The sequence below is a fragment of the Flagellatimonas centrodinii genome (assembly GCF_016918765.2).
Lineage (GTDB): Bacteria > Pseudomonadota > Gammaproteobacteria > Nevskiales > Nevskiaceae > Polycyclovorans > Polycyclovorans centrodinii.
This window is the reverse complement of sequence record NZ_CP092104.1, coordinates 2,850,105-2,872,710: the sequence shown is the minus strand read 5'-3', so window position 1 is coordinate 2,872,710 and position 22,606 is coordinate 2,850,105. Positions and strand designations below refer to the sequence as shown.

24 protein-coding genes are annotated in these 22,606 nt (G+C 65.4%); 11 read left to right on the top strand and 13 right to left on the bottom strand.

The window, feature by feature from the left end:
• Positions 1-181: 181 nt before the first annotated feature.
• The 3 genes from trxB to JN531_RS13815 all read left to right on the top strand — a co-directional run bounded on the left by trxB (position 182) and on the right by JN531_RS13815 (position 2,310).
• Positions 182-1,141, top strand: coding sequence for a thioredoxin-disulfide reductase (trxB, locus tag JN531_RS13825; protein WP_228349444.1), 960 nt, complete (start codon positions 182-184; stop codon positions 1,139-1,141).
• 75 nt (positions 1,142-1,216) lie between these two features.
• Positions 1,217-1,819 (top strand): glutathione S-transferase family protein, encoded by a 603-nt coding sequence (locus tag JN531_RS13820; protein ID WP_228349443.1) that lies wholly within the window; start codon positions 1,217-1,219, stop codon positions 1,817-1,819.
• A complete protein-coding gene (locus JN531_RS13815; RefSeq protein WP_228349442.1) occupies positions 1,816-2,310 on the top strand; it encodes a C40 family peptidase in 495 nt (164 codons plus the stop codon). Before JN531_RS13820 ends, JN531_RS13815 begins: the two co-directional genes overlap by 4 nt.
• A 34-nt stretch (positions 2,311-2,344) precedes the next feature.
• On the opposite strand, the gene htpG is transcribed toward JN531_RS13815, so the two are convergent.
• From htpG to JN531_RS13765, 10 genes are all read right to left on the bottom strand, one after another.
• Positions 2,345-4,177 (bottom strand): molecular chaperone HtpG, encoded by a 1,833-nt coding sequence (gene htpG / locus JN531_RS13810; RefSeq protein ID WP_228349441.1) that lies wholly within the window; start codon positions 4,175-4,177, stop codon positions 2,345-2,347.
• A gap of 165 nt (positions 4,178-4,342) precedes the next feature.
• Entirely contained in the window at positions 4,343-4,696 is a 354-nt protein-coding gene (gene rplS / locus JN531_RS13805) for a 50S ribosomal protein L19 (RefSeq protein ID WP_228349440.1), read from the bottom strand.
• Position 4,697: 1 nt separating this feature from the next.
• Complete coding sequence (trmD, locus tag JN531_RS13800; protein WP_228349439.1) at positions 4,698-5,447, bottom strand: tRNA (guanosine(37)-N1)-methyltransferase TrmD; 750 nt, start codon at positions 5,445-5,447, stop codon at positions 4,698-4,700.
• Positions 5,447-5,962 (bottom strand): ribosome maturation factor RimM, encoded by a 516-nt coding sequence (gene rimM / locus JN531_RS13795; RefSeq protein ID WP_228349438.1) that lies wholly within the window; start codon positions 5,960-5,962, stop codon positions 5,447-5,449. Before rimM ends, trmD begins: the two co-directional genes overlap by 1 nt.
• 5 nt (positions 5,963-5,967) lie before the next feature.
• A complete protein-coding gene (gene rpsP / locus JN531_RS13790; protein WP_228349437.1) occupies positions 5,968-6,225 on the bottom strand; it encodes a 30S ribosomal protein S16 in 258 nt (85 codons plus the stop codon).
• A 110-nt stretch (positions 6,226-6,335) separates the two neighbouring features.
• Positions 6,336-7,454, bottom strand: a complete 1,119-nt coding sequence (locus tag JN531_RS13785; RefSeq protein ID WP_228349436.1) for a beta-ketoacyl-ACP synthase III — start codon at positions 7,452-7,454, stop codon at positions 6,336-6,338.
• Between the two features lie 70 nt (positions 7,455-7,524).
• Positions 7,525-8,961: a prolyl oligopeptidase family serine peptidase gene (locus JN531_RS13780; protein ID WP_228349435.1), complete on the bottom strand. Its 1,437-nt coding sequence runs from the start codon at positions 8,959-8,961 to the stop codon at positions 7,525-7,527.
• Positions 8,958-9,530, bottom strand: a complete 573-nt coding sequence (locus JN531_RS13775) for an NADPH-dependent FMN reductase (protein ID WP_228349434.1) — start codon at positions 9,528-9,530, stop codon at positions 8,958-8,960. Before JN531_RS13775 ends, JN531_RS13780 begins: the two co-directional genes overlap by 4 nt.
• Positions 9,527-9,823 (bottom strand): magnesium transporter CorA family protein, encoded by a 297-nt coding sequence (locus tag JN531_RS13770; protein WP_228349433.1) that lies wholly within the window; start codon positions 9,821-9,823, stop codon positions 9,527-9,529. Before JN531_RS13770 ends, JN531_RS13775 begins: the two co-directional genes overlap by 4 nt.
• On the bottom strand, positions 9,820-10,092 hold the full coding sequence (locus tag JN531_RS13765) for a hypothetical protein (protein WP_228349432.1): 273 nt from the start codon (positions 10,090-10,092) through the stop codon (positions 9,820-9,822). Before JN531_RS13765 ends, JN531_RS13770 begins: the two co-directional genes overlap by 4 nt.
• A gap of 30 nt (positions 10,093-10,122) precedes the next feature.
• Here JN531_RS13765 and JN531_RS13760 point away from each other — a divergent pair, with 30 nt between their 5' ends.
• Entirely contained in the window at positions 10,123-10,671 is a 549-nt protein-coding gene (locus tag JN531_RS13760) for an alpha/beta hydrolase (protein WP_228349431.1), read from the top strand.
• Here JN531_RS13760 and JN531_RS13755 read toward each other — a convergent pair.
• Positions 10,617-11,111: an acyl-CoA thioesterase gene (locus JN531_RS13755; RefSeq protein WP_228349430.1), complete on the bottom strand. Its 495-nt coding sequence runs from the start codon at positions 11,109-11,111 to the stop codon at positions 10,617-10,619. The two genes, JN531_RS13760 and JN531_RS13755, sit on opposite strands and share 55 nt — an antisense overlap.
• A gap of 50 nt (positions 11,112-11,161) precedes the next feature.
• On the opposite strand from JN531_RS13755, the gene JN531_RS13750 reads away from it, so the two are divergent.
• The 7 genes from JN531_RS13750 (at position 11,162) to JN531_RS13720 (ending at position 19,662) form a co-directional block, all read left to right on the top strand.
• Positions 11,162-11,632, top strand: a complete 471-nt coding sequence (locus tag JN531_RS13750) for an SUF system Fe-S cluster assembly regulator (protein ID WP_228349429.1) — start codon at positions 11,162-11,164, stop codon at positions 11,630-11,632.
• A 3-nt stretch (positions 11,633-11,635) separates the two neighbouring features.
• Positions 11,636-13,087 (top strand): Fe-S cluster assembly protein SufB, encoded by a 1,452-nt coding sequence (sufB, locus tag JN531_RS13745; protein ID WP_228349428.1) that lies wholly within the window; start codon positions 11,636-11,638, stop codon positions 13,085-13,087.
• Between the two features lie 94 nt (positions 13,088-13,181).
• Positions 13,182-13,418 carry a 2-hydroxymuconate tautomerase gene (gene thmT / locus JN531_RS13740; protein ID WP_228349427.1) on the top strand — a complete coding sequence of 79 codons (237 nt, stop codon included), beginning with the start codon at positions 13,182-13,184 and terminating at the stop codon, positions 13,416-13,418.
• Positions 13,418-14,164 carry a Fe-S cluster assembly ATPase SufC gene (gene sufC, locus JN531_RS13735; RefSeq protein ID WP_301334928.1) on the top strand — a complete coding sequence of 249 codons (747 nt, stop codon included), beginning with the start codon at positions 13,418-13,420 and terminating at the stop codon, positions 14,162-14,164. The genes thmT and sufC overlap by 1 nt, the downstream gene beginning before the upstream one ends.
• Positions 14,164-15,234: a SufD family Fe-S cluster assembly protein gene (locus tag JN531_RS13730; RefSeq protein WP_228349426.1), complete on the top strand. Its 1,071-nt coding sequence runs from the start codon at positions 14,164-14,166 to the stop codon at positions 15,232-15,234. Before sufC ends, JN531_RS13730 begins: the two co-directional genes overlap by 1 nt.
• Entirely contained in the window at positions 15,231-16,442 is a 1,212-nt protein-coding gene (locus JN531_RS13725) for an aminotransferase class V-fold PLP-dependent enzyme (RefSeq protein WP_228349425.1), read from the top strand. The genes JN531_RS13730 and JN531_RS13725 overlap by 4 nt, the downstream gene beginning before the upstream one ends.
• Positions 16,443-16,503: 61 nt before the next feature.
• Positions 16,504-19,662 carry an EAL domain-containing protein gene (locus JN531_RS13720; RefSeq protein WP_228349424.1) on the top strand — a complete coding sequence of 1,053 codons (3,159 nt, stop codon included), beginning with the start codon at positions 16,504-16,506 and terminating at the stop codon, positions 19,660-19,662.
• A gap of 28 nt (positions 19,663-19,690) precedes the next feature.
• Here JN531_RS13720 and JN531_RS13715 read toward each other — a convergent pair whose 3' ends face one another.
• Positions 19,691-20,098 (bottom strand): GFA family protein, encoded by a 408-nt coding sequence (locus JN531_RS13715; RefSeq protein WP_228349423.1) that lies wholly within the window; start codon positions 20,096-20,098, stop codon positions 19,691-19,693.
• 294 nt (positions 20,099-20,392) lie between these two features.
• A complete protein-coding gene (locus JN531_RS13710) occupies positions 20,393-22,576 on the bottom strand; it encodes a sensor histidine kinase (protein WP_239795308.1) in 2,184 nt (727 codons plus the stop codon).
• Positions 22,577-22,606 lie beyond the last annotated feature (30 nt).

Sequence of the window (22,606 nt, the reverse complement as noted above, 5' to 3'; positions counted from 1 at the left end):
TGCGGGGACCTTGCCAGCCGAGAACAGGGTCACGCCGCCATGACATCATAGTGGAGGTCTGCACTGTCGATATGAATCGATGTTTTGACCGAATAATTCGGGCGCTCTAGCATCGCCCCTCACCTGCGGCGCCGGTAGCGGCCCGCCTTCCGCCGCCAGCGGCGTCATTACAAGGATTGCCATGAGCTCGACCCCCCACCACCGCCTGATCATCCTCGGCTCCGGTCCGGCGGGCTATACCGCTGCGGTGTACGCCGCACGCGCCAATCTGCAGCCGGCGCTGATCACCGGTCTCGAGCAGGGTGGACAGCTGATGACCACCACCGAAGTCGACAACTGGCCGGGCGATGTCGAGGGCTTGATGGGGCCGGACCTCATGCAGCGCATGCAGCAGCATGCGGAGCGCTTTGACACCGCGCTGGTCTACGACCACATCCACAGCGTTGACCTGAAAAAGCGTCCGTTCACGCTCACCGGTGACCAGGGCAGCTATACCTGCGACGCCCTGATCATCGCCACGGGTGCATCCGCCAAGTATCTGGGCCTGGACTCCGAAACCGCCTTCCGCGGCAAGGGCGTGTCGGCCTGCGCCACCTGCGACGGCTTCTTCTACAAGGGCGAGGAAGTCGCCGTGATCGGCGGCGGTAACACCGCGGTGGAGGAGGCACTCTATCTCGCCAACATCGCCAAGAAGGTCACTGTGGTGCACCGTCGCGACAAGTTCCGCGGCGAAAAAATCCTTCACGACAAGCTGTTCAAGAAGGCCGAGGAAGGCAAGGTCGAAATCGTCTGGAACCACGCACTTGATGAGGTGCTCGGCGATGCCAGCGGTGTGACCGGCATCCGCATCAAGAGCGTCGATGGCGACGAAACCCGCGAGATTCCGCTCAAGGGGGTGTTCATCGCCATCGGCCATGCACCCAACACCGGCATCTTCGAAGGCCAGCTCGACATGGCGGGCGGCTACATCAAGGTGCAGTCAGGCAGCAGTGGTAACGCCACGGCCACCAGCGTGCCCGGCGTATTCGCTGCTGGTGACGTGATGGACCACGTCTACCGTCAGGCGATCACCAGCGCCGGCACCGGCTGCCAGGCGGCGCTGGACGCCGAGCGCTTTCTCGACAAGCTCGCCGACAGCTGATCCACCGCTTGCGAGACGACCGGGCCGCGGCCACACTGCCGCGGCCCTTTTCGTTTGTTGCCCCCCGGGAACGCCATGAAGCTCTATTGCAACCTGACATCGCCGTTTGCCCGCAAAGTCCGTGTCGTGGTGCGCGAGCTGGGGCTCGCAGATCGCGTCGAGGAAGAGCTGATCGATCCCTTCGCCGCACAGCTGCCGACCGAATTTCTCGCCGCCAACCCGCTGTCGCGGATCCCCACCCTGGTCACCGACCGCGGCGAGGCCCTGCCGGATTCGAAGCTGATCATCGACTACCTGCAGCGCCGCTCGAAGGCGCGCCTGTCGACACCCGACAACCGCTGGGCTGCCGCTCGCCGCGGCGTGGTCGCAGAAGGCATTCTCGAAGCTGCATTGGCTAGCGTGCTTGAGAAGCGGCGCCCGGAGAGCATCGTCTACCCGGCCTACCTGGATCGCCAACAGGCCGCCATCCTACGTGCCGTCGACATGCTCGAGCTCGAAGCTTCAGGGCTCACGCTCGAGCAGCCAGGCGTCGTTGACATTACCACCGGCGTCGCTCTCGCCTACCTCGATTTCCGCCTTCCTTACATCCCTTGGCGCAAGCGGGCACCCGCGTTGGTAACCTGGTTCACCCCCTTTGCGGAACGCCCGTCAATGCAGGCGACCTGCCCGCCCGCGTGAGTGGGCTCGGGAAAGCCCGGCAGCGGCGATGGGCGGCGCTGCTGACGTGCATCGGATTTTGCCTGACTGCCTGTGGCAGCCTCGGTGGCAGTGGCGCACCGGACCCCGAGAACGATGCGATTCGCCGTGCGCTGGTATTCGATGCCCTCGGTCAGATCGGACGCCCCTACCGCTACGGCGGTACCACGCCCGACAGCGGCTTCGACTGCAGCGGATTGGTGCAGTACGTCTATGGTCTACAAGGCATCCGCCTGCCCCGCACCACCCGCGAGCAGCATCGGGTCGGCGCCCGCATCGACCTCGACGAGGCGGTACCGGGCGACCTTCTGTTCTACCGCTTCGGCCGTGGCGGGATCGACCATGTGGCGATGTATCTCGGTGACGGACAGGCGGTCCATGCCCCCTCCACCGGCCGGCACGTCATCGTCGCGCCGGTGGGCAATCGGTGGTGGCAGCAACGGTACGTGGATGCTGTGCGCGTGCTGCCCTGATCACCGACCAGCGCCGCCGGCAAACCGCGCCCCCTCAGGCGCGAGGTTCGCTCAACAGCAGGCGATTGAGCCGACGGACGAAACCTGCCGGGTCCTCCAGCTGCGCGCCTTCGGCCAGTACGGCCTGACCGAGCAGCAGTTCAGCGAGATCGCCGAAGGCGTCGTCATCGGGCGTTTCGCGCAGGCGCGCGACCAGCGGATGCTCCGGGTTCAGTTCAAGAATGGGCAGGGTGGCCGGCAGCGACTCACCCGATTGCCGCAGCAAGGCCTCCATGCGGCGCGACAGGGCGTTCTCCGGCGCCACCAGGCAGGCCGGTGATTCGGTGAGACGACCCGACAGCCGGACCGACGCAATGCGCCCTTCCAGGCTTTTCTCTAGACGGCTCAAGGTCGCCTGATACTCCCCTTCGTGCCGCGCCTTGTCCGCGGTCTCGATGACACTCTCGACATCGGCAGCCGCAGCGGCCACCGACACCAGCGACTTGTCCTCGAAGGTGGTGAGGTGGTTGATCACCCACTCGTCGATCCGGTCGGTCAGCAGCAGGACCTCGAAGCCCTGCTTGCGGAAGCCCTCCAGGTGCGGACTGTTGCGTGCCGCAGCAGCGGTTTCGGCGGTGAGGAAATAGATCGACTTCTGGCCTTCCGGCATCCGCTGCAGGTAGTCGGCGAGGCTCACCGTGGCGCCGTCAGGCTGGGTGGTGGAGGCGAAGCGCAACAGCTTGGCCAGGCGATCGCGATTGTTCGCATCCTCGACAATCCCTTCCTTCAGCACGGTGCCGAAGGCTGACCAGAAGGTGGCGTAATCATCCGGCCGGGTGGCCACCAGCTCGTCGAGCATGTCGAGCACCCGCTTGGTCAAAGCGCTCTTGAGCTTCTCGGCCACCCGGTTGCCCTGAAGGATCTCGCGCGACACGTTCAGCGGCAGATCGGCGGTATCGACGAGGCCACGGACGAAGCGCAGATACGGCGGCAGCAGCTCGGCAGCGCGATCGAGGATGAACACGCGTTTGACGTAAAGCTGCACCCCACGTGCCTGCTCGCGGTCCCAGAGATCGAACGGTGCCCGTTTCGGCAGGTACAGCAGCGAGGTGTACTCCAGCGTGCCCTCGACCTTGTGATGTGCCCAGCTCAGCGGCGGCTCCCAGTCGTGTGCGATGTGCTGGTAGAACTGCTGGTAGTCCTCATCACTGAGCTCGCTCTTGGGTCGGGTCCACAGGGCGCGAGCCTGATTGATGGTCTTGCCGTCGAGCTCGATCGGCAGGCCGATGTGGTCGGAGTATTTGCGAACGATCCCTTCGAGCCGGGCCGGTTCGAGAAACTCGTCTTCATCCTCCCGCAGATGGAGGGTGATCGCGGTACCCGCTTCAGCCATGTCCGCCGCTTCGACGCTGAACTCGCCCTGCCCGTCCGACACCCAGCGCACCGCCGACGACGCGTCGGCCCGGCGGGTGACCACCGTCACCTTGTCGGCCACGATGAAGGCGGCGTAGAAGCCGACTCCGAACTGGCCGATCAACTGCGCGTCCTGCTTCTGGTCACCGCTGAGCGATTCCATGAACCGACGGGTGCCGGAACGGGCAATGGTGCCGAGGTTCTCCACCACCTCGGTCTCGCTCATGCCGATGCCGTTGTCTTGGAGGGTGATCGTTCGGGCGGCCTTGTCCACGGTCAACGACACCTTCAGCGTAGTGCCTTCGGGCATCAGCGCGGCGTCTGCCAACGCCAGAAACCGGCGCTTGTCACAGGCATCGGACGCGTTCGAGATCAGCTCTCGGAGAAAGATCTCCTTGTTCGAATACAGCGAGTGAATCATCAGCTTCAGTAGCTGACGGGTCTCGGCCTGGAAGGCGTGGGTAGTCGCGCTCATGGTGTCCCCGATGTACTTGGAATGTTCGCAAGCTGGGGGCCCGACAGGGGCTTTTCAAGACGCGGGCGCACGATCCCGGGCACAAAAAAGGACCGGCAGGCGCGGCGCCTGCCGATCACATGGTACGGCGCTGCAGCCCGGCGCCGACCAGGGCGCCGGCGCCGATCAGGCCAGCTTTTCCTTGATGCGCGCGGCCTTGCCGGCCAGGTTGCGCAGGTAGTACAGCTTGGCACGGGCGACCAGGCCACGACGCTTGACGGTGATTTCCGCAACGTTGGGGCTGTAGGTCTGGAACACGCGTTCGACGCCTTCGCCATGCGAAATCTTGCGCACGGTGAACGCGGAGTTCATTCCGCGGTTGCGGCGGGCGATCACCACGCCTTCGAAGGCCTGCAGGCGCTCACGGTCGCCCTCCTTCACCTTCACCTTCACCTCGACCGTATCGCCTTCGCGGAAGTCGGGGATCTGCTTGCTCATCTGTTCCGCTTCGAGGGCGGCAATGATCTTGTTGCTCTGCATGTCACTCACCTTTCGTCTCAACCACCTGCTGCGCAATAAAGGCTCGCAGCCATGCCTCGTCCTCGTCCGACAGTGCCAGGCCCTCAAGCAGGTCCGGCCGTTTCAGCCAGGTCTGCGTCAAGGCCTGTTGTCGTCGCCAGCGGCGAATCGCCGCGTGGTCACCCGACATCAGCACTTCGGGTACCGCCTGATCCCGCCACTGCTCCGGCCGCGTGTAATGCGGATGATCCAGCACACCGTCGGTGAAGGAATCCTCCACCGCCGAAGCGGCGTCCCCCAATACCCCGGGGAGCAACCGCGCGCAGGCATCCAGCACCATCATCGCACCCAGCTCGCCGCCGGAGAGCACCACATCGCCCACCGACAGCTCCATGTCCACTTCGGTGGCGAGCACGCGCTCATCCACCCCTTCATACCGCCCGCAGACCAGGGTCAGCCCCGGCTCGCGGCTCAACCGTTCTGCCCAGGCCTGGTTGAAGCGTTCGCCCTGCGGCGACAGCAGCACCACCGGCCCGGGACAACAGCGCCGTCCTTCGGCAATGGCGGCCGCCATCGGCTGCGCCTCCATCACCATGCCGGGCCCACCGCCAAAACTTGGCCGGTCGACCCGTCGCCAACGGTTGTCGGCAAAATCACGCGGGTTGATCGGTGTCAGTGCCAGCGCGCCGCGCTCATGCGCGATTCTCGGCATACCGAACCGCACCACCTGTTCCACCCATTCGGGGAACAAGGTGACCACCGCCACCTGCATCAATAGTCCCGATGCCAGTCGCAGACGATGCGTCGGGCATCCATCTCGACCTGCTTGATGACCGGGCCGTTGACGAAGGGAATCAACCGTTCCCTGTCGCCCTCATGCACGATCAGTACATCCTGCGCCCCATTGCTGGTGACATCCGTCACCTCGCCGAGAGCTTCACCTTCAAGGTTGACGACCGCAAGACCGATCAGGTCAACCCAGTAATACTCCCCTTCCGGCAACCGCGGCATGTCGCTACGATCCACCGATATCGCCTTGCCGACCCAACGCTGCGCACTGTCACGGTCATTGATCGGCGCACCCGACGGATCGGTGATCTGCGCGATCAGCCCGTTTCCCTGCGGTCGGCTGGCAACGAGATGGCTCTCAAAGCCATTGTCGTCCTCACCGATCCACCAGCGCCGGTATCGCAGGATGTTGTCGATGGGTCGCGTCTCAGACGCCAACCGCACCCACCCCTGGATCCCGTAGACACCGGATACCCGGCCAAGCCGGACCCGGCTCATGCGGCTCAGGCCTGAGCGGCAGCGGCTTTCGCGCTCTTGATCAGGAACGCGACGCGGTCGCTGACCTGGGCGCCATTGCCCGTCCAATGTTCGACACGTGCGGTGTCGAGCATCAGCTGCTTTTCGCCGCCACGGGCGCTGGGGTTGTAGTAGCCAAGGCGCTCAATGAAGCGGCCATCACGTGGGCTCGACTTTTCAGTCGCAACAACGTGATAGAACGGGCGCTTCTTGGCGCCGGCGCGGGCAAGACGAATCGTAACCATGGTCGTTCACTAATCCAGTAACGCGAGCGGCCCAGGGCCGCCAAAGGGCGCGTATTGTAGCGATTTATTCACAAAATGCCAGTGATTTCGGGGCACTGGCGCCACTATTTCTACTGCCGCCGGAGAACCACGCTGCCAGCGGAGTAGCCGGCGCCGAAGGCACACAGGACCCCCACATCACCGGCCACCAGGTCGGTGTTGTGGAGGTGATAGGCAATCACCGACCCCGCCGAGCTGGTATTGGCGTAGCGATCGAGAATGACCGGCGCCTCCTCGATGCTGGGCTCGCGGCCGAGCACCCGCTTGGCGATCAGTTGGTTCATGCCGAGGTTGGCCTGGTGCAGCCAGAAGCGGCGCACCGCATCCGGGGCCAACGACAGCGCGGCCAGATGTTCGCCGATCAGCTCCGACACCAGCGGCACCACTTCCTTGAACACCTTGCGGCCTTCCTGGACGAACAGCCGGTCTGCCTCGCTGCGCGGCGTCGCCTCGGCCCGGTTCAGGAACCCGAAGTTGTTGCGGATGTTGTTGGAGAACTGCGTCTTCAGGCGGGTCCCGAGGACTTCGTCGACGCGGCTGCCGCGGGCCTGCTCCAGGGGTTCGACCAGCACGGCGGTGGCCGCATCGCCGAAGATGAAGTGACTGTCACGGTCACGGAAGTTGAGGTGACCGCTGCAGATCTCGGGGCTCACCACCAGCGCGCAACGGGCGTTGCCCTGCGCCACGGCCTCCGCCGCCGCCTGTACACCGAAGGCCGCGGACGCACAGGCGACGTTGATGTCATAGGCAAAGCCCCCGGCGCCCAGCTGCTGCTGCAGCTCCACCGCCATCGCCGGGTAGGCACGCTGCATGTTGGAGCAGGCGATCAGCACACAGTCGACCTCGGCACCGGTACGCCCGGCCGCCTCCAGCGCCTGGCGCGCCGCGGTCAGGCCCATTTCCACCATCAATGACGGTTCGTCATTGCTCCGGGTGCGAATCTGCGGACGCATGCGCGCCGGATCGAGAATGCCGTCGCGATCCACCACGTGGCGGGCACGGATGCCGGAGGCCTTGAGGATGAATTCTGCCGATGACGGCGACAGCGCAGCCACGGTGCCGGCGGCGATGGCCTCGGCATGCTCCTGATTGTGATTCGCCACATAGGCGTTGAAGCTTTCCACCAGATCTTCGTTGCTGATGGAGGCTTCGGGCGTGAACAGACCCGAACCCGTGATGGCGATACGCATGGTGTGTGGTTCCAATAAATGCCTTGAGCCCGTCAGTTTAGCGTGCTGACAGCGGAAATCGCTCCTCCATTCAGAGCAGCGGCAAGGGCCAGCCGGCAGCGATCATCGCCTGCTCCACCGTCTCGCGAGTGACCCGCTCGCGGCGCACCGACAAATGCGAACCCTGATACCAGTGCACCGCCGTCTCCCAGTGCGCGGCAAGTGCCAGTGGATGCTCGGGCAGGACCACCCGGTCACAGTTGGCGGCGAACAGGAATCGCCGATCCGGCGCCAGCCGAGTCGGCTGATGCAATGGCGAAATCGGTGCCAGCAGCGATCGATAGAAGGCCTGATCCATCCCTTCCGCTTCGAAATACCGCCGGTGTGAGGGCGTCAGCAGTCGCCACAGGGCGTCGGTGAAGTCGACCACCGGAATACCGGCCACCACGAAATCGAGGTCGTCAGCATAGTTCGACAGCAGTGCTGCGTTATAGCCGCCCAACGAAATACCGTAGACGCCGATTCGCGCCTCCGGATCCTGGTGACGAATCCATGCCAGAGTCTGCCGGAGGTCACTGAGCGCTTGCGCCTGGGCAAAAAAGAGGTCCAGCGGATCACCATCCAGATAGTGATCTCCGCTGCGCATGCCGATGCGCCGCGGGCCATGCAACGGCAGTACCGGCTGCACCAGGTTCACGCCCAGCCGATCCACCAGCCAGGACGGCGAGAACAGCGACATGTCCAGCCACGGAACCCCCATCCGGTAGCCATGGATACAGACCAGCCAGGGTCGACCGGCAGCACCCTGTCGTACCACCCGGGCCGTCACCTGGCGATTTGCCTCGAGCCGGTTCCAGATCGCTGCCCCCGGCAACTGTTCGTCGGCGATGAAGGCCGTCTCGAAACGGATGGACTGGTAGTCGCGGCCGTAGATCCGACCACTCTCCGTGGTCACCTCCTCCGGTGCGGCAACGGCGGTATGCAGTCGCTGCGGATGGCGAACATAGTCAAGCGTCTCGACCGCCTCGCTGAAACGCACCGCCTGCTCGCAGACCTGTGCCGCGTGGTTGCCGCTCGGGAGCCTCGCGCCGAGCACGAAATACCCGAGCAGCGCCTCGTCGATGCCCACCTTGAGATCCAGCGTGGTCGACAGCTTCGGCGTCGGCACCTCGGCCGGACGGTCGCTGCGGGTGGCCCCCAAGCGGCCGGCCACCAACAACACCGCCGCCGCGCCCACCAGTCCCAACAGCCCCGCGAAGAAGCTCCCAAACACTATCCACAACAGGGCCGCCGGCACGCCGACAGCGGCGCCCAACGCCATCACCGCAGGCGTCCGCGGATCGCCCGGCAGCAGCCACAGTGAGGCACCGCCCACTACCATCAACAGTCCAGGGGGGAGCCCCCACAACCACCAGCCAAAGCCATCTGCCAGCATCAGCCAGAACAAGCCGACGATGATCGGGATGACTGCCAGCGGATCCCACTGGCGCGGCTGCACCCGCCGAGGCCCGGCCGGAAGTCTGCTCATGCCAGGCGCTCCGCCACCGCCACCACCCGGGCACCGATGGCGGCGGCCTTGGCGTGGGCGTCCTCGTTCAGCACCGCTGTATCCCCTTCAAATGCCTTGTGGGCAGCGCCAAGGGCGAACTGCTCCGGCAGTACCAGGGCCTGCAGATTGGTCATGATCTCGCGCACATGCCGCAGCCCCCTCAGCCCGCCCAGGGCGCCGCCGGATGCCGACAACAGTCCGACCACCCGGCCACGCGTCGCGGCATAGGGACTATCGTCCGGCAACGGTCGGGAGCACCAGTCGAGGGTGTTCTTCAGCAGCGGCGTGATCGAGCCGTTGTATTCCGGACAGGCCAGCAGCCAGCCCTGTGCAGGTGCCAGCCGGGCGCGCAGTGCGCGAATCGACTCGGGCACCCCTTCGGCCGCTTCCAGGTCCTGGTTGACGATCGGCGCCGGGAACGCCGCCAGATCGATCACGTCAACTTCGGCGCCCGCAGCGCGGGCCCCCGCCACCGCCGCCTGCAGCAGACGGGTATTGAATGACGCGGTGCGTACGGACCCGGACAGGGCCACCAAATGAATCGTCATGCCGTCAGACCTCTTCGTATCAGCAGGGCGATGAAGACCACCACCGCCCACATCAGGCCCTGAAACCAGGGCCAGGTGCGCCAGCGTCGACGCAAGCTCCACCACGCCAGGCCACTGACCGCGGTGGCCACCGTGAACAGCGCCGCAGCGCCCAACAGCAGTGGCCACTCGCTGCGCAGTCCGGGCGCGGCATCCAGGTTGAATCCCATCATCAGCCCGACCACCGACAGCACCAGGGCCATGGTGGCGGTAAAGATCAGCACCACCGCATTGGCGATCAACAACGGATTCATTCGCCGCTCCGTCGCATCAATTTGGCGGCCGGCAGTAACTCGCGGATCACCGAGGGACTTTTCATACCGCCCTTGATCATCATCTGGAAGAACGCGCGAACGATCCGGTCACGGTTGGCGAACACGCTGTCGACCATTGGCACGGCACGTCGATCGAGCATGGTGATGCGGTCCTCCTCCGCCTCACCGAAGCGAAAATCGACGCTCACCCTCACTTCCAGCGGCGGCTTCGGTCGCCGGGCGGTCTTGGGTCGACCTTTGGTTATCATGCGATTCCTCCACTGCCAGCGGTCTGAGCCATGTCCGATACCCCCACTTCGCGACGCCTGGTCTGCTTCAACCATGGCAAGGAAAGCGGACCCTGGGGCACCAAGATCAGGCGGCTGGCCGAAATTGCGACGGCGCGGGGCTTTGCCGTGATGTCGCCCGATTATAGTCACACGCCCGACCCCGACGCGCGGGTTCGCCAGCTGTTGGCGACGCCCATGCCGGATGCCGAGTCACTGGTGATGGTCGGCTCCAGCATGGGCGGTTACGTGGCCGCCCAAGCCTGTAGTGCCCTGCGTCCCCGGGCCCTGTTGCTGATGGTGCCGGCGCTCTACTTTCCTGGCTGGGATCACGAACCCGCGGATATCCCGGCCGATACCGTAGTGGTGCACGGCTGGGGCGACACGGTAGTGCCGCTGGAACGCTCGCTGCGCTTCGCCACCCGCCACCGCGCCGCGCTGCATGTCTTCGACGCCGACCACGGGCTGAGTGCGGCGCTGGAGGACATTGCCGCCCTGTTTGACCGTCAGCTGGCGCGGGTTTGTGCAGCGCCGGCGGGGGTGACCGCAACCGGTTTGTAGCCGTCGACAAATGCAGGCGGCATTCGCCGCGGACGGCCGGTTCGCATGTCCACACAGACCCATTGGGTCCGGCCGGTGAGCACGGTGCGGCGATCCGACCGCCGGATGATCTGGTAGCCACGCCACATGGTCAGCCGGAAATCACTCTCGGCCACCCAGGTCCCGACCACCAGCTCGTCGCCCTCGAAGGTCGGCGCCAGGTAGTCGAGCTCGTGGCGACGAGCAACACAGCCACAGCCCAGTTGCTCGTAGGCCTCCAGCCCCAGGCCCAGCGCCTGCGAGTGCGCCCAGGCCACCCGCTCCAGCCATTGCAGGTAAACCACGTTGTTGGTGTGGTGAAAACCGTCAAGATCAGCCGCACTCACGGTCCAGTCCAGGGTCTGCTGCGGGGCGCTGACCGTCCAGGGCAGATCTGCATCGGTTTGAGGTTGTGACGTCATGGGCCTAAAATAAGGACCGGTTTGGTCCTGTTTCGGGCGATTGCCCAAGGATGGAGTGCTCAGTGCTCAAGCTCAACAAGCTTGCAGATTATGCAACGGTCGTGCTGTCGGCGATGGCCGGAGCGCCTGCGCGCGTGAGCAACGGACCGCTGCTGGCAGCGGAAACCCACCTGCCGGCCCCCACTGTCGCCAAGATACTGAAACGCCTGGCGCGGGTCGGTCTGCTGGAATCCACCCGCGGCCTTCACGGCGGCTATCGCCTGGCGCGAGATCCTGCCGACATCAGCATTGCCGACATCGTCCGCGCCGTCGAAGGGCCGATCGCCCTCACCGACTGCGCCACCCACGGCAGCGGCTGCACCCTGTCCCGGGACTGCCGTTCCCGTGCCTCATTCCGGCTCATCGACAGCGCCATCCAGCGCGCGCTCGAAGCCGTCACCCTCGACCAGATGGCCCAGCCCGCCGCGCATGAAGTGCCGGTGCGACTGTCGGATGCCATCCGGTCCCAACCCCGGAGTTGATCGATGGCGACCCCCGCCCCCGACATCCAGGAACTGGTCCGCAAGCGCGCCTATAGCGCCGGCTTCATCACCGACGTCGAAGTCGACGTGGTCGCGCCTGGCCTGTCCGCAGATACCATCCGCTTCATTTCCGCCAAGAAGGAAGAGCCACAGTGGCTGCTCGACTGGCGACTGAAAGCGTTCGCCAAATGGCAGACCATGACGCCGCCCGACTGGGCACAGCTGAAGCTGGCGCCGATCGACTATCAGGCGATCTCCTACTACTCGCAGCCGAAGTCGATGGCCGACCGCCCGAAGTCGCTTGACGAGGTCGATCCCAAACTGCTCGAGACCTACACCAAGCTGGGCATCCCGCTGAAGGAGCAGGAAATGCTCGCCGGGGTTGCCATGGACGTGGTGTTCGACTCGGTGTCGGTGGCCACCACCTTCAAGGCCAAACTGGCCGAGGCCGGCGTCATCTTCTGCCCCATCTCGGAAGCGGTGCGCGAGCACCCCGAGCTGGTGCAGAAATACCTCGGTAGCGTGGTGCCCATCGGCGACAACTATTTCGCCGCGCTCAATTCAGCGGTGTTCACCGACGGCAGTTTCGTGTTCATTCCCAAGGGCGTGCGTTGCCCGATGGAGCTGTCCACCTACTTCCGCATCAACGAACGCAACACCGGCCAGTTCGAGCGTACCCTGATCATTGCCGAGGAAGGCAGCCACGTCAGCTATCTCGAAGGCTGCACCGCCCCACAACGGGACGAGAACCAGCTGCACGCCGCGGTGGTCGAGTTGATCACCCACGACGATGCCCAGATCAAGTACTCCACCGTCCAGAACTGGTATCCCGGTGACGAAGAAGGGCGCGGCGGTATCTACAACTTCGTCACCAAGCGCGGCGATTGTCGCGGTGCCCGTTCCAAGATCAGCTGGACCCAGGTGGAAACCGGCTCCGCCATCACCTGGAAGTACCCCAGCTGCGTCCTGCGCGGCGACGACACCGTCGGCGAGTTCTACTCGGTGGCGCTCACCCATCACCGTCAGCAGGCCGATACCGGCACCAAGATGATTCACATCGGCAAGCGCAGCCGGTCCACCATCGTCTCCAAGGGCATCTCCGCCGGCCACGGCCAACAGACCTATCGCGGCCTGGTGCGCATGCTGGCCTCGGCCGAGGGCGCGCGGAACCATACCCAGTGCGATTCGCTGTTGATCGGTGATACCTGCGGTGCCCACACCTTCCCCTACACCGAGGTACGCAACCCCAGCGCGGTACTGGAGCACGAGGCCTCTACCTCGAAGATCAGCGAAGACCAGTTGTTCTACTGCCGCTCACGCGGCATTGCCGAAGAAGACGCGGTCAGCATGATCGTCAACGGCTTCTGCAAGGAAGTATTCAAGGAACTGCCGATGGAGTTCGCGGTGGAGGCGCAGAAGCTGCTGCAGGTGTCGCTGGAAGGAGCGGTGGGGTGAGCATCGACGATTTTGCGAGCACCGCTCGCAGGCGATGCGAACGACCGGCCAGGGATGGCCGGGCCGGGCGCCCCGATCAGCACACGCTTGCGCCATGGACGACAACACCAACCTTGCAAGGACTTGTGTAGTGCCCATCATCACCATCCAGATGTTCGAAGGCCGCAGCCTCGAGCAGAAACGCGAGCTGGTCAGCAGTGTCACCCGTGAAATGGCGCGCATCTGCACTCTCCCCGAGTCGACCATCCATGTCGTCATCGAAGAAGTGAACCAACAAAACTGGGGAATGGGCGGCCAGCTCTTCTCCGACCGCACACCCGGAAAATCCTGATGCTCGAAATCAACAACCTGCACGTTTCCATCGACGACAAACCCATTCTCAAGGGGATCGACCTCACGCTCAAAGCGGGTGAGGTTCACGCCATCATGGGGCCCAACGGGTCCGGCAAATCGACCCTGTCGAACGTGCTGGCCGGTCGCGATGACTACACCGTCACCGATGGCAGTGTCCGCTTCCTCGGCCAGGACCTGCTGGACATGAGCCCCGAGCAACGGGCCTGCGCCGGCGTCTTTCTGGGTTTCCAGTATCCGGTCGAGATCCCCGGCGTTTCCAACCTCACCCTGCTGAAGGCGGCCCTCAACGCCAAGCGCAAGCACGAGGGCAAGCCGGAGATCGAAGCCACCGACTTCCTCGCCTGGGTGCGCGACCGGGTGCAGAAAATGGACATGACCACGTCGATGCTGCAACGCGGCGTCAATGAAGGCTTCTCCGGTGGAGAGAAGAAGCGCAATGAGATTCTGCAGATGCTGATTCTCGAGCCGACCCTGATGATCCTCGACGAAACCGACTCCGGTCTGGACATCGATGCCCTCAAGATCGTGTCGGACGGCATCAATCTGCGTCGCAGTGCGGAAACCGCCACCCTGCTGGTCACCCACTACCAGCGCCTGCTGGATCACGTGAAGCCCGATGTGGTGCACGTGCTCTCCGGTGGTCGCATCATCAAGACCGGCGGCCCGGAACTCGCGCATGAGCTGGAGGCCCGCGGCTACGGCTGGCTGGAGCAGGCGGCCTGATGGGTAATGCCACCGACCTGCGCGCCGCCCTGCCCGCAAGCCATCACCCTGCCCGGCAGGCCCTGCTCGAACGCTTTGATGCGATGGGCTGGCCCACCCGCAAGCACCCGGCCTGGCACTACACCGACCTTGGGCGTCTGCCCCCCTCCGGTTGGCAGCCGCTGCCGGACCTCGGTCGAGACATCGCACCAGCCGCTGCAGACGACGGCGACCATTTCGCACTCCTCAACGCCGCCTTTGCCCCGCCCGCCGAGCGGCTGTCGGCGGATGGCCACCTGCCGGGGCGGGACGTCGCCGCCGGCGCCATGGATCACCTGCAGTTCACTGCCAGCCTGACCGAGGGCGAACAGGCGCTGCGCGTGATTGACGACGACCGTCGCATTGACGGCCTGCGCACCCGCTGGGGGACGCTGGCGCTGGCCGCCGACAGCCAGCTTGATCTGGTGTGGATCAGCCGCGGCGAAGGCACCGGTCACGACCTCGCCCGGCTCACCGCCAATGTCGCCCGCGGCGCCCAGCTGCGGCTCTGGGTCTTGGCGATGGGCACCGCTACCGTGCGACTGGAAGGCGACATCCACCTTGATGATGAAGGCGCGCAGGCCGACATTCACGCGCTCTCGTTGCCCCGACAGCAGGGCGCGCTGGACCTGCCACTGACCCTGCATCACCACGCACCTCATGGTCACAGCCGCGCCTGGCTTCGTGCCATTGGCCTCGACCGTACGCGGACCAGTTTCAACGGTCGGGTGGTCGTTCACGAGGGTGCCGTCAAGACCGATTCCGAGCAGCATATGGCCAGCCTGCTGTTGTCGACCAAGGCCGAGATCAACGCCAAACCCGACCTCGAGATCTACAACGACGACGTCAAATGTGCCCACGGCGCCAGCTTCGGCCAGCTGAACGACGACGCCCTGTTCTACTTGCGCGCCCGAGGTCTCGATCACGACACCGCCCATGCGTTGCTGACCCGTGCCTTTGCCGCCGAGATTCTCGATACCCTGCCGGATGCCGCCCTGCGCACGCAGATGGGCGAACGGATGCTGGCGCAGCTCGGCGAGGCGATTCCATGAACCACCTTGATCTCGCGGCCATCCGCGCCCAGTTCCCGATCCTGTCGGAAACCGTTCGCGGCAAGCGCCTCGCCTACCTCGACAACGCCGCCACCACCCAGAAACCGGAAGCCGTGTTGCAGGCGCTCGACCGCTACTACCGGCATCAGAACGCCAACGTGCACCGCGCCGTTCACATGCTGGCCGAGCGCGCCACCCAGGCCTATGAGGGCGCGCGGGACGACATCGCCCGCTTCCTGGCCGTTGAGCGCGAATCGGTGATCTTCACTCGTGGTACCACCGAAGGCATCAACCTGGTCGCCCGCAGCTACCTGCAGCCCCGCCTGCAACCGGGAGACGAGGTGCTGCTCACCGGGATGGAGCACCACTCCAACATCGTGCCCTGGCAGTTGGCCGGCGCCAAAACCGTTGCGGCGCCGGTCAACGACGACGGCTCGCTCGATCTCGATGGCCTGCTCGCGCGCCTGAACGATCGCACACGGATGGTCGCGCTGACGCATGTCTCGAACACCCTCGGCACGGTCCTCCCAGTTGGCGAAGTGATTGCCGCCGCCCACGCACGCAACATCCCGGTGCTGGTGGATGGCGCGCAGTCGCTGGCCCATGCCGACGTCGACCTCAAAGGTTGGGATGTCGACTTCTTCGTCACCTCCGCACACAAGGCCTACGGACCGACCGGCTTTGGCGTGCTTTATGGCAAAACGGCCCTGCTCGACGCTATGCCGCCCTGGCATGGGGGGGGCGACATGATCGAGACCGTCACCTTCGAAGGCAGCACCTGGAACACACTGCCCTACAAGTTTGAAGCCGGCACTCCGGATATCGCTGGCGCCATCGGTTTTGGCGCCGCCTTGCGTTGGCTTAGCGACGTCGGCCTCGAAGCGATGCACGCACACGAGGCCGACCTCAACCAGTACGGGCACGCGCAGCTTGCCGAGGTGCCCGGACTGCGCATCCTCGGCGCTGCACCCGGCAAAAGTGCGATTTTCTCGATGGTGATGGACGGCACCCATCCACATGACCTCGGAGCATTGCTGAACGAGGCTGGCGTTGCAGTTCGCACCGGGCATCACTGCACCATGCCGCTGATGAAGCGATTCAACGTCCCGGCCACCGCCCGCGCCTCGCTCGCCGTCTATAGCGGCCGCGACGATATCGACCAACTGGTGGACGCCCTGAAGACCGCTCGTCGCTTGCTGGTGGCCTAGAGTCGCAGCAGAAACCGCCCGTCACGCCCCTGCTGTGACATGATCGGGCCCGAGCCCGCAGATGCCCAGAACCCGTATGGCCCGAGCCCAGGAGATCCCACCCACCGCCGCAGGCGATCCTGCGGGGTTGCCGTGGTTTCGACGGCTACAAACCCAGTTCTGGCTGTTGGGGCTACTACTGGTCACGATGTTGGCTGTTGCCGGCTGGCAGATCGGCCGAACCGTGGTCTACGACACTCTCACCCGCGATGTCTTTCTGTACGAGACCGAAAGCGGCCGACGTCTGCAGACCCGCATCAGCGCCCTCACCGATCGGGCTGAAGTGCTGGCCGCCACCCTGGCCGAGTTGGCAGCGGCCGAACCGCCGGATCCGGCCAACCCGACGCCGGCCGTCACCGACATCGTCGACGTCGCCGATCCTGACAGCCGCTTCACCAGCATCGGCATCTGGCCGCAGCCGACCGCGGACGGTCAACGCCGTAGCCGACTCTGGCTCCGTGATGCCGTGGGTCAGTTGCAGCCACGCGACGATTACAACGACCCGCGGGTGGTGAGTTACGCCGAAGCCGGCTGGTTCGTTGCTGCCCGTTTCGTCACCCCGCATCGTTGCTACTGGTCGCCGGTGCGGGTGCAGCGACTGAATGAAGCGGCACTGGTGAGTTGCAGTACACCCATCGTTCGTGACGGCCGCTTCGCGGGCGTGATAACCGTCGGCATCAGTATTGACACGCTCGAAGCAGAATTCGAGCGCAGCACCGCCGGCGACCCCGGTTACAGCCTGCTGATCGATGCTGACCACCGGGTCCTGGCGACCTCCAACACGCTCGGCAGCCGGTTGCAGGACCACCGCCCTGCCAACCTCGCAGCGTTGGCCCAACAGTATCCGGCGCTGAACCCGATGGCGCTTGACCTGTTCAATGCCCGCAAGGACTTCCGCAGCCGCATGGCGCGATCGCCCGCCTACGACGCCGCGCAGATCTCGGCGCTGGCCGAGGCCAGCAGCGAGATGACGCGCGACGATGCCGAGGGCGCACTGGTGCCAATCTGGGCCCGCCTGATGCAAGGCGACGACGACACCCCGTCACCGCGGGTCCTGCAGATCCGCAACGATCCCGCGCTCGCCGGGGATGCCAATGCCACGGTGCTCGCGCTACCCCATACCGGCTGGACCCTGGTGCGCGTGCGCGCCGCCCGCGAAGGCTTCTCCGGCGCCCGCGCACTGTTCCATCGCGTGCTGTGGCTGACCGTCGCCGGCGTGATGATCGCCATGGTGGTGCTGACCGTCGTCCTGCATTGGCAGATCCTGCGCCCGTTGCGGCGCATGAGCCGGACGTTGGCCCAATCGAGCCGGCTCGACGAATCGCTTGATGTGGTGCTCGATGCCAGTGCCCAGAACGAACTCGGGACCCTTGCCCACCTTTACAATGACCGCACCCGGCAACTGCGCGACCTGATGGACAGTGCGCTCAATGCCAACGCCCAGATGACCATCGAGGCGACCCATCGACGCGACCTGCAGCTGTCACTTGATGCTCTGCAACAGCAGCATCTGGCCGTCCTCAACCATGGCAGCGACGGCGTCGTGCAAACCGATGGTCGCGGTCGCATCGAGATGCTCAACCCGGCCGCCGAAAGGCTGACGGGCCTGCGCGCCGCAGACGTGCGTGGGCGAATCTTCGGCGAAGTCCTGGTGGCCGGCCTCGAAGGCGACGACGCGCCGCTACCCGATCTCGCCAGCGCCGCGATCGAGCGCGGCCAAAACCTCAACTACAGCGAAGGCGCCTATGTCGTCTCGGCTCTGGGCGACCAGATCCCGACCGGAGTTCAGGTCCTGCCGATCCGCGGCAGCGGCGGGCGCATGGCCGGCACCATCGTGCTGTTGCGGCCGCTCGACGGGGGGGGCGAGATCGCGTCGACCGAGGTCGGCATTTCCGCCGAGGACCCGCTCACCGGCCTGCCGGGCCGCCCGGCCTGCGAGCAGCACCTGCGCAACCTTCTGCATGCCGCGCAACTACAACCACGCGAACATGCCCTGCTGGTGCTCGATCTGGATCACTTCGAGCGTCTCAATGCCACGCACGACACCATCGCGGGCAATGAATGTCTGCAGCGGGTGGCCGATACCTTGCGGCATGCCGTCGGCCGCCGCGGACAGGTCTACCGCCTGGTCAGCGACCAGTTCGCTGTGGTGCTGGAGCAATTCGAACTCGATCGAGCGCGCATCTTCGCCGACGCCCTGCGCGATGCGGTCGCCCGCCAGAGTCACCCCTGGGGCGGCCGTTCGCTTCACCTCACCACCAGCATCGGTCTGACACGCCTGCATGGCGACAGCGACGCCGCCGCCCAGGTACTGCGCGAAGCCGATGATGCCTGTCAGGCCGCCAAGCGGGAGGGCCGCAACCGCGTCCGGCAGTTCGACCCCAGCGTGGCACGCGGCACACCCGGTATTGATGATGCAGTCTGGGTCAGGCGGATTCGCGCCGGCATCGACAATGACCGCTTCCACCTGACCACTCAGTTCGTGCAGTCGATGCCGGGCAACCCCGAACCCGGCGGCGTGTTCGAAGTGTTGCTGGCACTGGAAGACGAGGAAGGCTTCTGGGCCAGCCCGGATGCCTTCATGTCAGTCGCCGAACGGCATGAGCTCACGGTGGAGATGGACCGCTGGGTGGTGTCCCGGACCTTGCGCTATCTGCAACAGACCCCCGATGTCCTCGCCGGCCTCGGGTTTGTGGTGATCAACCTGTCGCCCGCGTCCATGGCCGACCCCGACTGGCTGCACTGGCTGGTACAACAGTTCGAACAGCATCCAGACGTGGCGCCACGCAAACTCTGCTTCGAACTGCGCCAGGCCACGTTGCTGCGGCACCCGCAACAGGCCACGTTGTTCTGCGATGCCATGCGCGCCATGGGCTGCCGGGTGTCGGTCGATCATTTCGTCGGCAGCGACCGCGAAACCCTGCAGCAAATTCGTGCGCTCGCCGTCGACGTGCTCAAGATCAACGCCCTGCACTACCGCCAGCTCAGCATCGACCCGGTCGAACAGATGTTGGCGGAAACCGCCATCAAACTGGCCCGAACGCTGCAGAAGCAGGTGGTGGTTTTCAACGTGCCCGATAGCGGCCTGCTGAGCGCCTGGCAACGCATGGGCATCGACTACCTGCAGGGTCATGCGGTGGCCAAACCGACCCCGGTCATCTTTTCAGTGCCATCGCGCTGAGGCCCGACGACGTGGGTCGCATATCAGGTCAGCCCTGACCCGGCAACGACTCAAACCGGGGCAAAGTCTCCAACGCGTCGTCCCAAGGTGCTCGGTGACCGCTGAAAATGTGCGCTTGCGGGGTGATCGACGGTGTCGAGTCCAGACTGCCGGCGGGCACCACCACCCCACCCCCAGCCTCGGCCCGTGGCAATGGCGCGCCGCAAGCGGAGCAGAACGCCCGAACATGCCGGGTGCCCGGGACCGTGAACTGCACCACCCGATCGGCCCCCGTCAGCCAGTGCACGCGGCCGCTGGGCGAGAACAGGTTGGCGGCATGTGCCGACCCGCTGCCCTTGCGGCAGCGACGGCAGTGACAAAGGAAAAAACCTTCGAACTGGCCATGAATCTCGAATTGAACCGCTCCACAAAGGCAGGTGCCGTGGTCGTGTGCCATGGGGCGCCGCGTCTCCTGATTTCCGCCGGGGTCATCCCGCTCGGTCATCCGGGAAAAGACCACAATTGATCTGACTTGTCACCCTTGGGCACTACCGCGGCCTTTGGCGGACCGCGCGACCTGATGCGAACCATCGCGCCAGTGCCGCCCACCATGGATCTGGCACCACGTCGGATCGAGATCTACTGCGCCTGAGGCCGAGCAGCAGGGCATCGCGCTCGTGGACGTGGAACGCAGGGGTGTCGACGACGGATGGGCGCCACCGGCACCACTGATGACCTGCGCAATGAGGGTCTAAATCCTCGTCACCGCGGCCGCGGTTGCTTCCATCGCCCCGCGCCTTCTCAGTTCCGGCAGGGGAAACGCCGCTCGCAAGCACACCCCCTGCCCGACCTGCCGCACATCGAAGCGACCGCCGAGGCTCGCCATGCGCGCCCGCAGGTTGGCGAGACCGTTGCCAGCACTTGATGCACTGGAGCCCATACCCCGGCCATTGTCTTCGACGTCCACCCACAGGTCGTGGTCGCCGACGTGGATGGTGACGCTGACAGCATCAGCGCCGGAATGCTTGATGACATTGCTGGCGGCTTCGCGGATCAGCGAACGCAGGGCATGGATGGAGGAGGCGGGCAAGGTCGCGGGCACGGTGTCGGGCATGTGCCAGCGCAACTGGATACCCGCGCTGACCAGGTCTTCGTCCACTTCCTGGCGGAGATCGGCCATGCTTTCCTCGAATGAGGTGTTCATGCCCGAGACGTTGTTGACGATGTCGCGCAACTCGGCCAATGCGGCGCGGATGCGCCCGTCCTTGCGGGCAGATTCGGGGCTGGTGAGCGCACTCATCAGTTGCAGGCCGATGTTGTCGTGCATGTCGCGGGCGATGCGGGTGCGCTCTTCGGCCACGCCGTTTTCGTAGGCATCGCGGCTGTCTTCGGCATGGCGCAGCAGCGCCAGCACTGCCGACACACGGGTGACATCGCGCGGGGCAAAAAGGCGGCGGCCGCTGTCGGCCAGGGTCAGCCGCAGGGGGGGCAAGGCGCCGAGGCCGGGCACCCGCAGCGCCAGCCCTTCCTCCTCCAGTTGCGGTGCATCAACTGGCGCCACTTTCTCGATCGACAGCGGCCGGTACATGGCCTGCAGCAGTTTCTGCCAGCGCGCCGGCTGGTCGTGGCCGGGCGGCGCCAGAGCGAGGTCCAGCACCTGCCGAAAGTCGTCTTGCGCGTGGCCGCCGCGATAGCCGAGAAACCAACGGGCCAGGGCATCCCGCAGCGGCAGGTAGAGCGCCGCCACCAGCAACAGGGACAGACCCAGCGCCGGCAACCGGTCCACCGCCACGCCATAGATCAGCAGGGCATCCAGCCCCACCAGCATCAACACACCCACCAGGTAGAACAGGATGCGGAAGGCCCAGTCATTCAGCTCGAACAGGCGGTAGCGCGCCACCCCCAGCGCCAGCCCGGCATAGATGACCAGGAAAAACAGGAACGCGTGCCCCTGGGTCATCACCGCGCCCAGGCCCAACAGTGTGGGCAGTATCACCGTCAGCACGAAGCCGCCCGCTCCCAGCACCACACCCAAGCCCAGCCATTGCAGCGCGGCGCGGGCGCGCGGATCGCCCTTGCTGCTGCGCCGTTGCCAGATCACCAGCACCACGATGGCAGCCATGCAGATGAGGATGGCGGTCTGGAAGATCATCGAGCTCACCTGCGCCGGGCGCAGCGCATCCACGCCCCACACGCTGGCCAGCAGGGCGGCCGGCAGAAGCGCCCATCTCGGCCGCAGCAGGGTTCGGGGATAGGCCATGAACAGGCCCAACATGGCGGCGCCGAACAACAGCGTGCCGAAGTGGTTGAAGGCCGACAGGGTGCGGAACAGACCGGTGGGCAACGCCAGTTCGCGAGTGCTGTAGACCGCGGCCGAAAACGCCGCCAGCATCAGACCGAAGCCCACCAGCGCCAGATGGCGGGTGCTCCATTCACCGCGCCGCAGGCCCCACACCCACACGCCCATCCAGAAGCCCGCCAGGCCCACCAGCAGTTGCATCCAGAACACCGACGGCAGTTGCGCAATCGGCCGATGGTCGGCCGGCACCACCGATACCGGCTGCCGTAGGCCGCCATCAACCTCGGCCGCGCTGTCAGTCAGCCATAGGGTGACCGGCCCGCTCCGCAGGATGCCGGCGAGCACCTGCTGGCGTGCAAGGAACGCTCGGATCGCATGGTAACTGGGCAGCATGTCGGGCTCTTCGGTCCGGTCTACCGCCTGCAGTTCGATGTGCGCCTGCGCCGACGACAGCGCCGTCACCCATTGACCGGGGGCTACCCGGGCGGCAGGGCCGTCGGCCGATACCGACGCGATCCTCAGGGGTTGATCGGAGCCGGCGACCGCCAGCTCCACGCCCAGCCAGGGCTGGCGGATAGCGGTGACGACCGCCGCCAATGCCAACAACAGGCCGAACAGACCCGCACCGAACACCACGGTGAGCGGGGGCAGTTTCGAACCAGGTCT

Bases quoted from the DNA above. Each gene is read 5' to 3' on its own strand.
- JN531_RS13775 (WP_228349434.1), bottom strand. From the start codon at position 9,530: ATGACGATTCATTTGGTGGCCCTGTCCGGGTCCGTACGCACCGCGTCA.
- rplS (WP_228349440.1), bottom strand. From the start codon at position 4,696: ATGCAGAGCAACAAGATCATTGCCGCCCTCGAAGCGGAACAGATGAGC.
- JN531_RS13725 (WP_228349425.1), top strand. From the start codon at position 15,231: ATGAACCACCTTGATCTCGCGGCCATCCGCGCCCAGTTCCCGATCCTG.
- rpsP (WP_228349437.1), bottom strand. From the start codon at position 6,225: ATGGTTACGATTCGTCTTGCCCGCGCCGGCGCCAAGAAGCGCCCGTTC.
- JN531_RS13780 (WP_228349435.1), bottom strand. From the start codon at position 8,961: ATGAGCAGACTTCCGGCCGGGCCTCGGCGGGTGCAGCCGCGCCAGTGG.
- JN531_RS13715 (WP_228349423.1), bottom strand. From the start codon at position 20,098: ATGGCACACGACCACGGCACCTGCCTTTGTGGAGCGGTTCAATTCGAG.
- JN531_RS13720 (WP_228349424.1), top strand. From the start codon at position 16,504: ATGCCCAGAACCCGTATGGCCCGAGCCCAGGAGATCCCACCCACCGCC.
- JN531_RS13765 (WP_228349432.1), bottom strand. From the start codon at position 10,092: ATGATAACCAAAGGTCGACCCAAGACCGCCCGGCGACCGAAGCCGCCG.
- JN531_RS13730 (WP_228349426.1), top strand. From the start codon at position 14,164: ATGGGTAATGCCACCGACCTGCGCGCCGCCCTGCCCGCAAGCCATCAC.
- JN531_RS13760 (WP_228349431.1), top strand. From the start codon at position 10,123: ATGTCCGATACCCCCACTTCGCGACGCCTGGTCTGCTTCAACCATGGC.
- sufC (WP_301334928.1), top strand. From the start codon at position 13,418: ATGCTCGAAATCAACAACCTGCACGTTTCCATCGACGACAAACCCATT.
- sufB (WP_228349428.1), top strand. From the start codon at position 11,636: ATGGCGACCCCCGCCCCCGACATCCAGGAACTGGTCCGCAAGCGCGCC.
- JN531_RS13770 (WP_228349433.1), bottom strand. From the start codon at position 9,823: ATGAATCCGTTGTTGATCGCCAATGCGGTGGTGCTGATCTTTACCGCC.
- JN531_RS13820 (WP_228349443.1), top strand. From the start codon at position 1,217: ATGAAGCTCTATTGCAACCTGACATCGCCGTTTGCCCGCAAAGTCCGT.
- rimM (WP_228349438.1), bottom strand. From the start codon at position 5,962: ATGAGCCGGGTCCGGCTTGGCCGGGTATCCGGTGTCTACGGGATCCAG.
- htpG (WP_228349441.1), bottom strand. From the start codon at position 4,177: ATGAGCGCGACTACCCACGCCTTCCAGGCCGAGACCCGTCAGCTACTG.
- JN531_RS13785 (WP_228349436.1), bottom strand. From the start codon at position 7,454: ATGCGTATCGCCATCACGGGTTCGGGTCTGTTCACGCCCGAAGCCTCC.
- JN531_RS13755 (WP_228349430.1), bottom strand. From the start codon at position 11,111: ATGACGTCACAACCTCAAACCGATGCAGATCTGCCCTGGACGGTCAGC.
- thmT (WP_228349427.1), top strand. From the start codon at position 13,182: ATGGACGACAACACCAACCTTGCAAGGACTTGTGTAGTGCCCATCATC.
- JN531_RS13750 (WP_228349429.1), top strand. From the start codon at position 11,162: ATGGAGTGCTCAGTGCTCAAGCTCAACAAGCTTGCAGATTATGCAACG.
- trmD (WP_228349439.1), bottom strand. From the start codon at position 5,447: ATGCAGGTGGCGGTGGTCACCTTGTTCCCCGAATGGGTGGAACAGGTG.
- trxB (WP_228349444.1), top strand. From the start codon at position 182: ATGAGCTCGACCCCCCACCACCGCCTGATCATCCTCGGCTCCGGTCCG.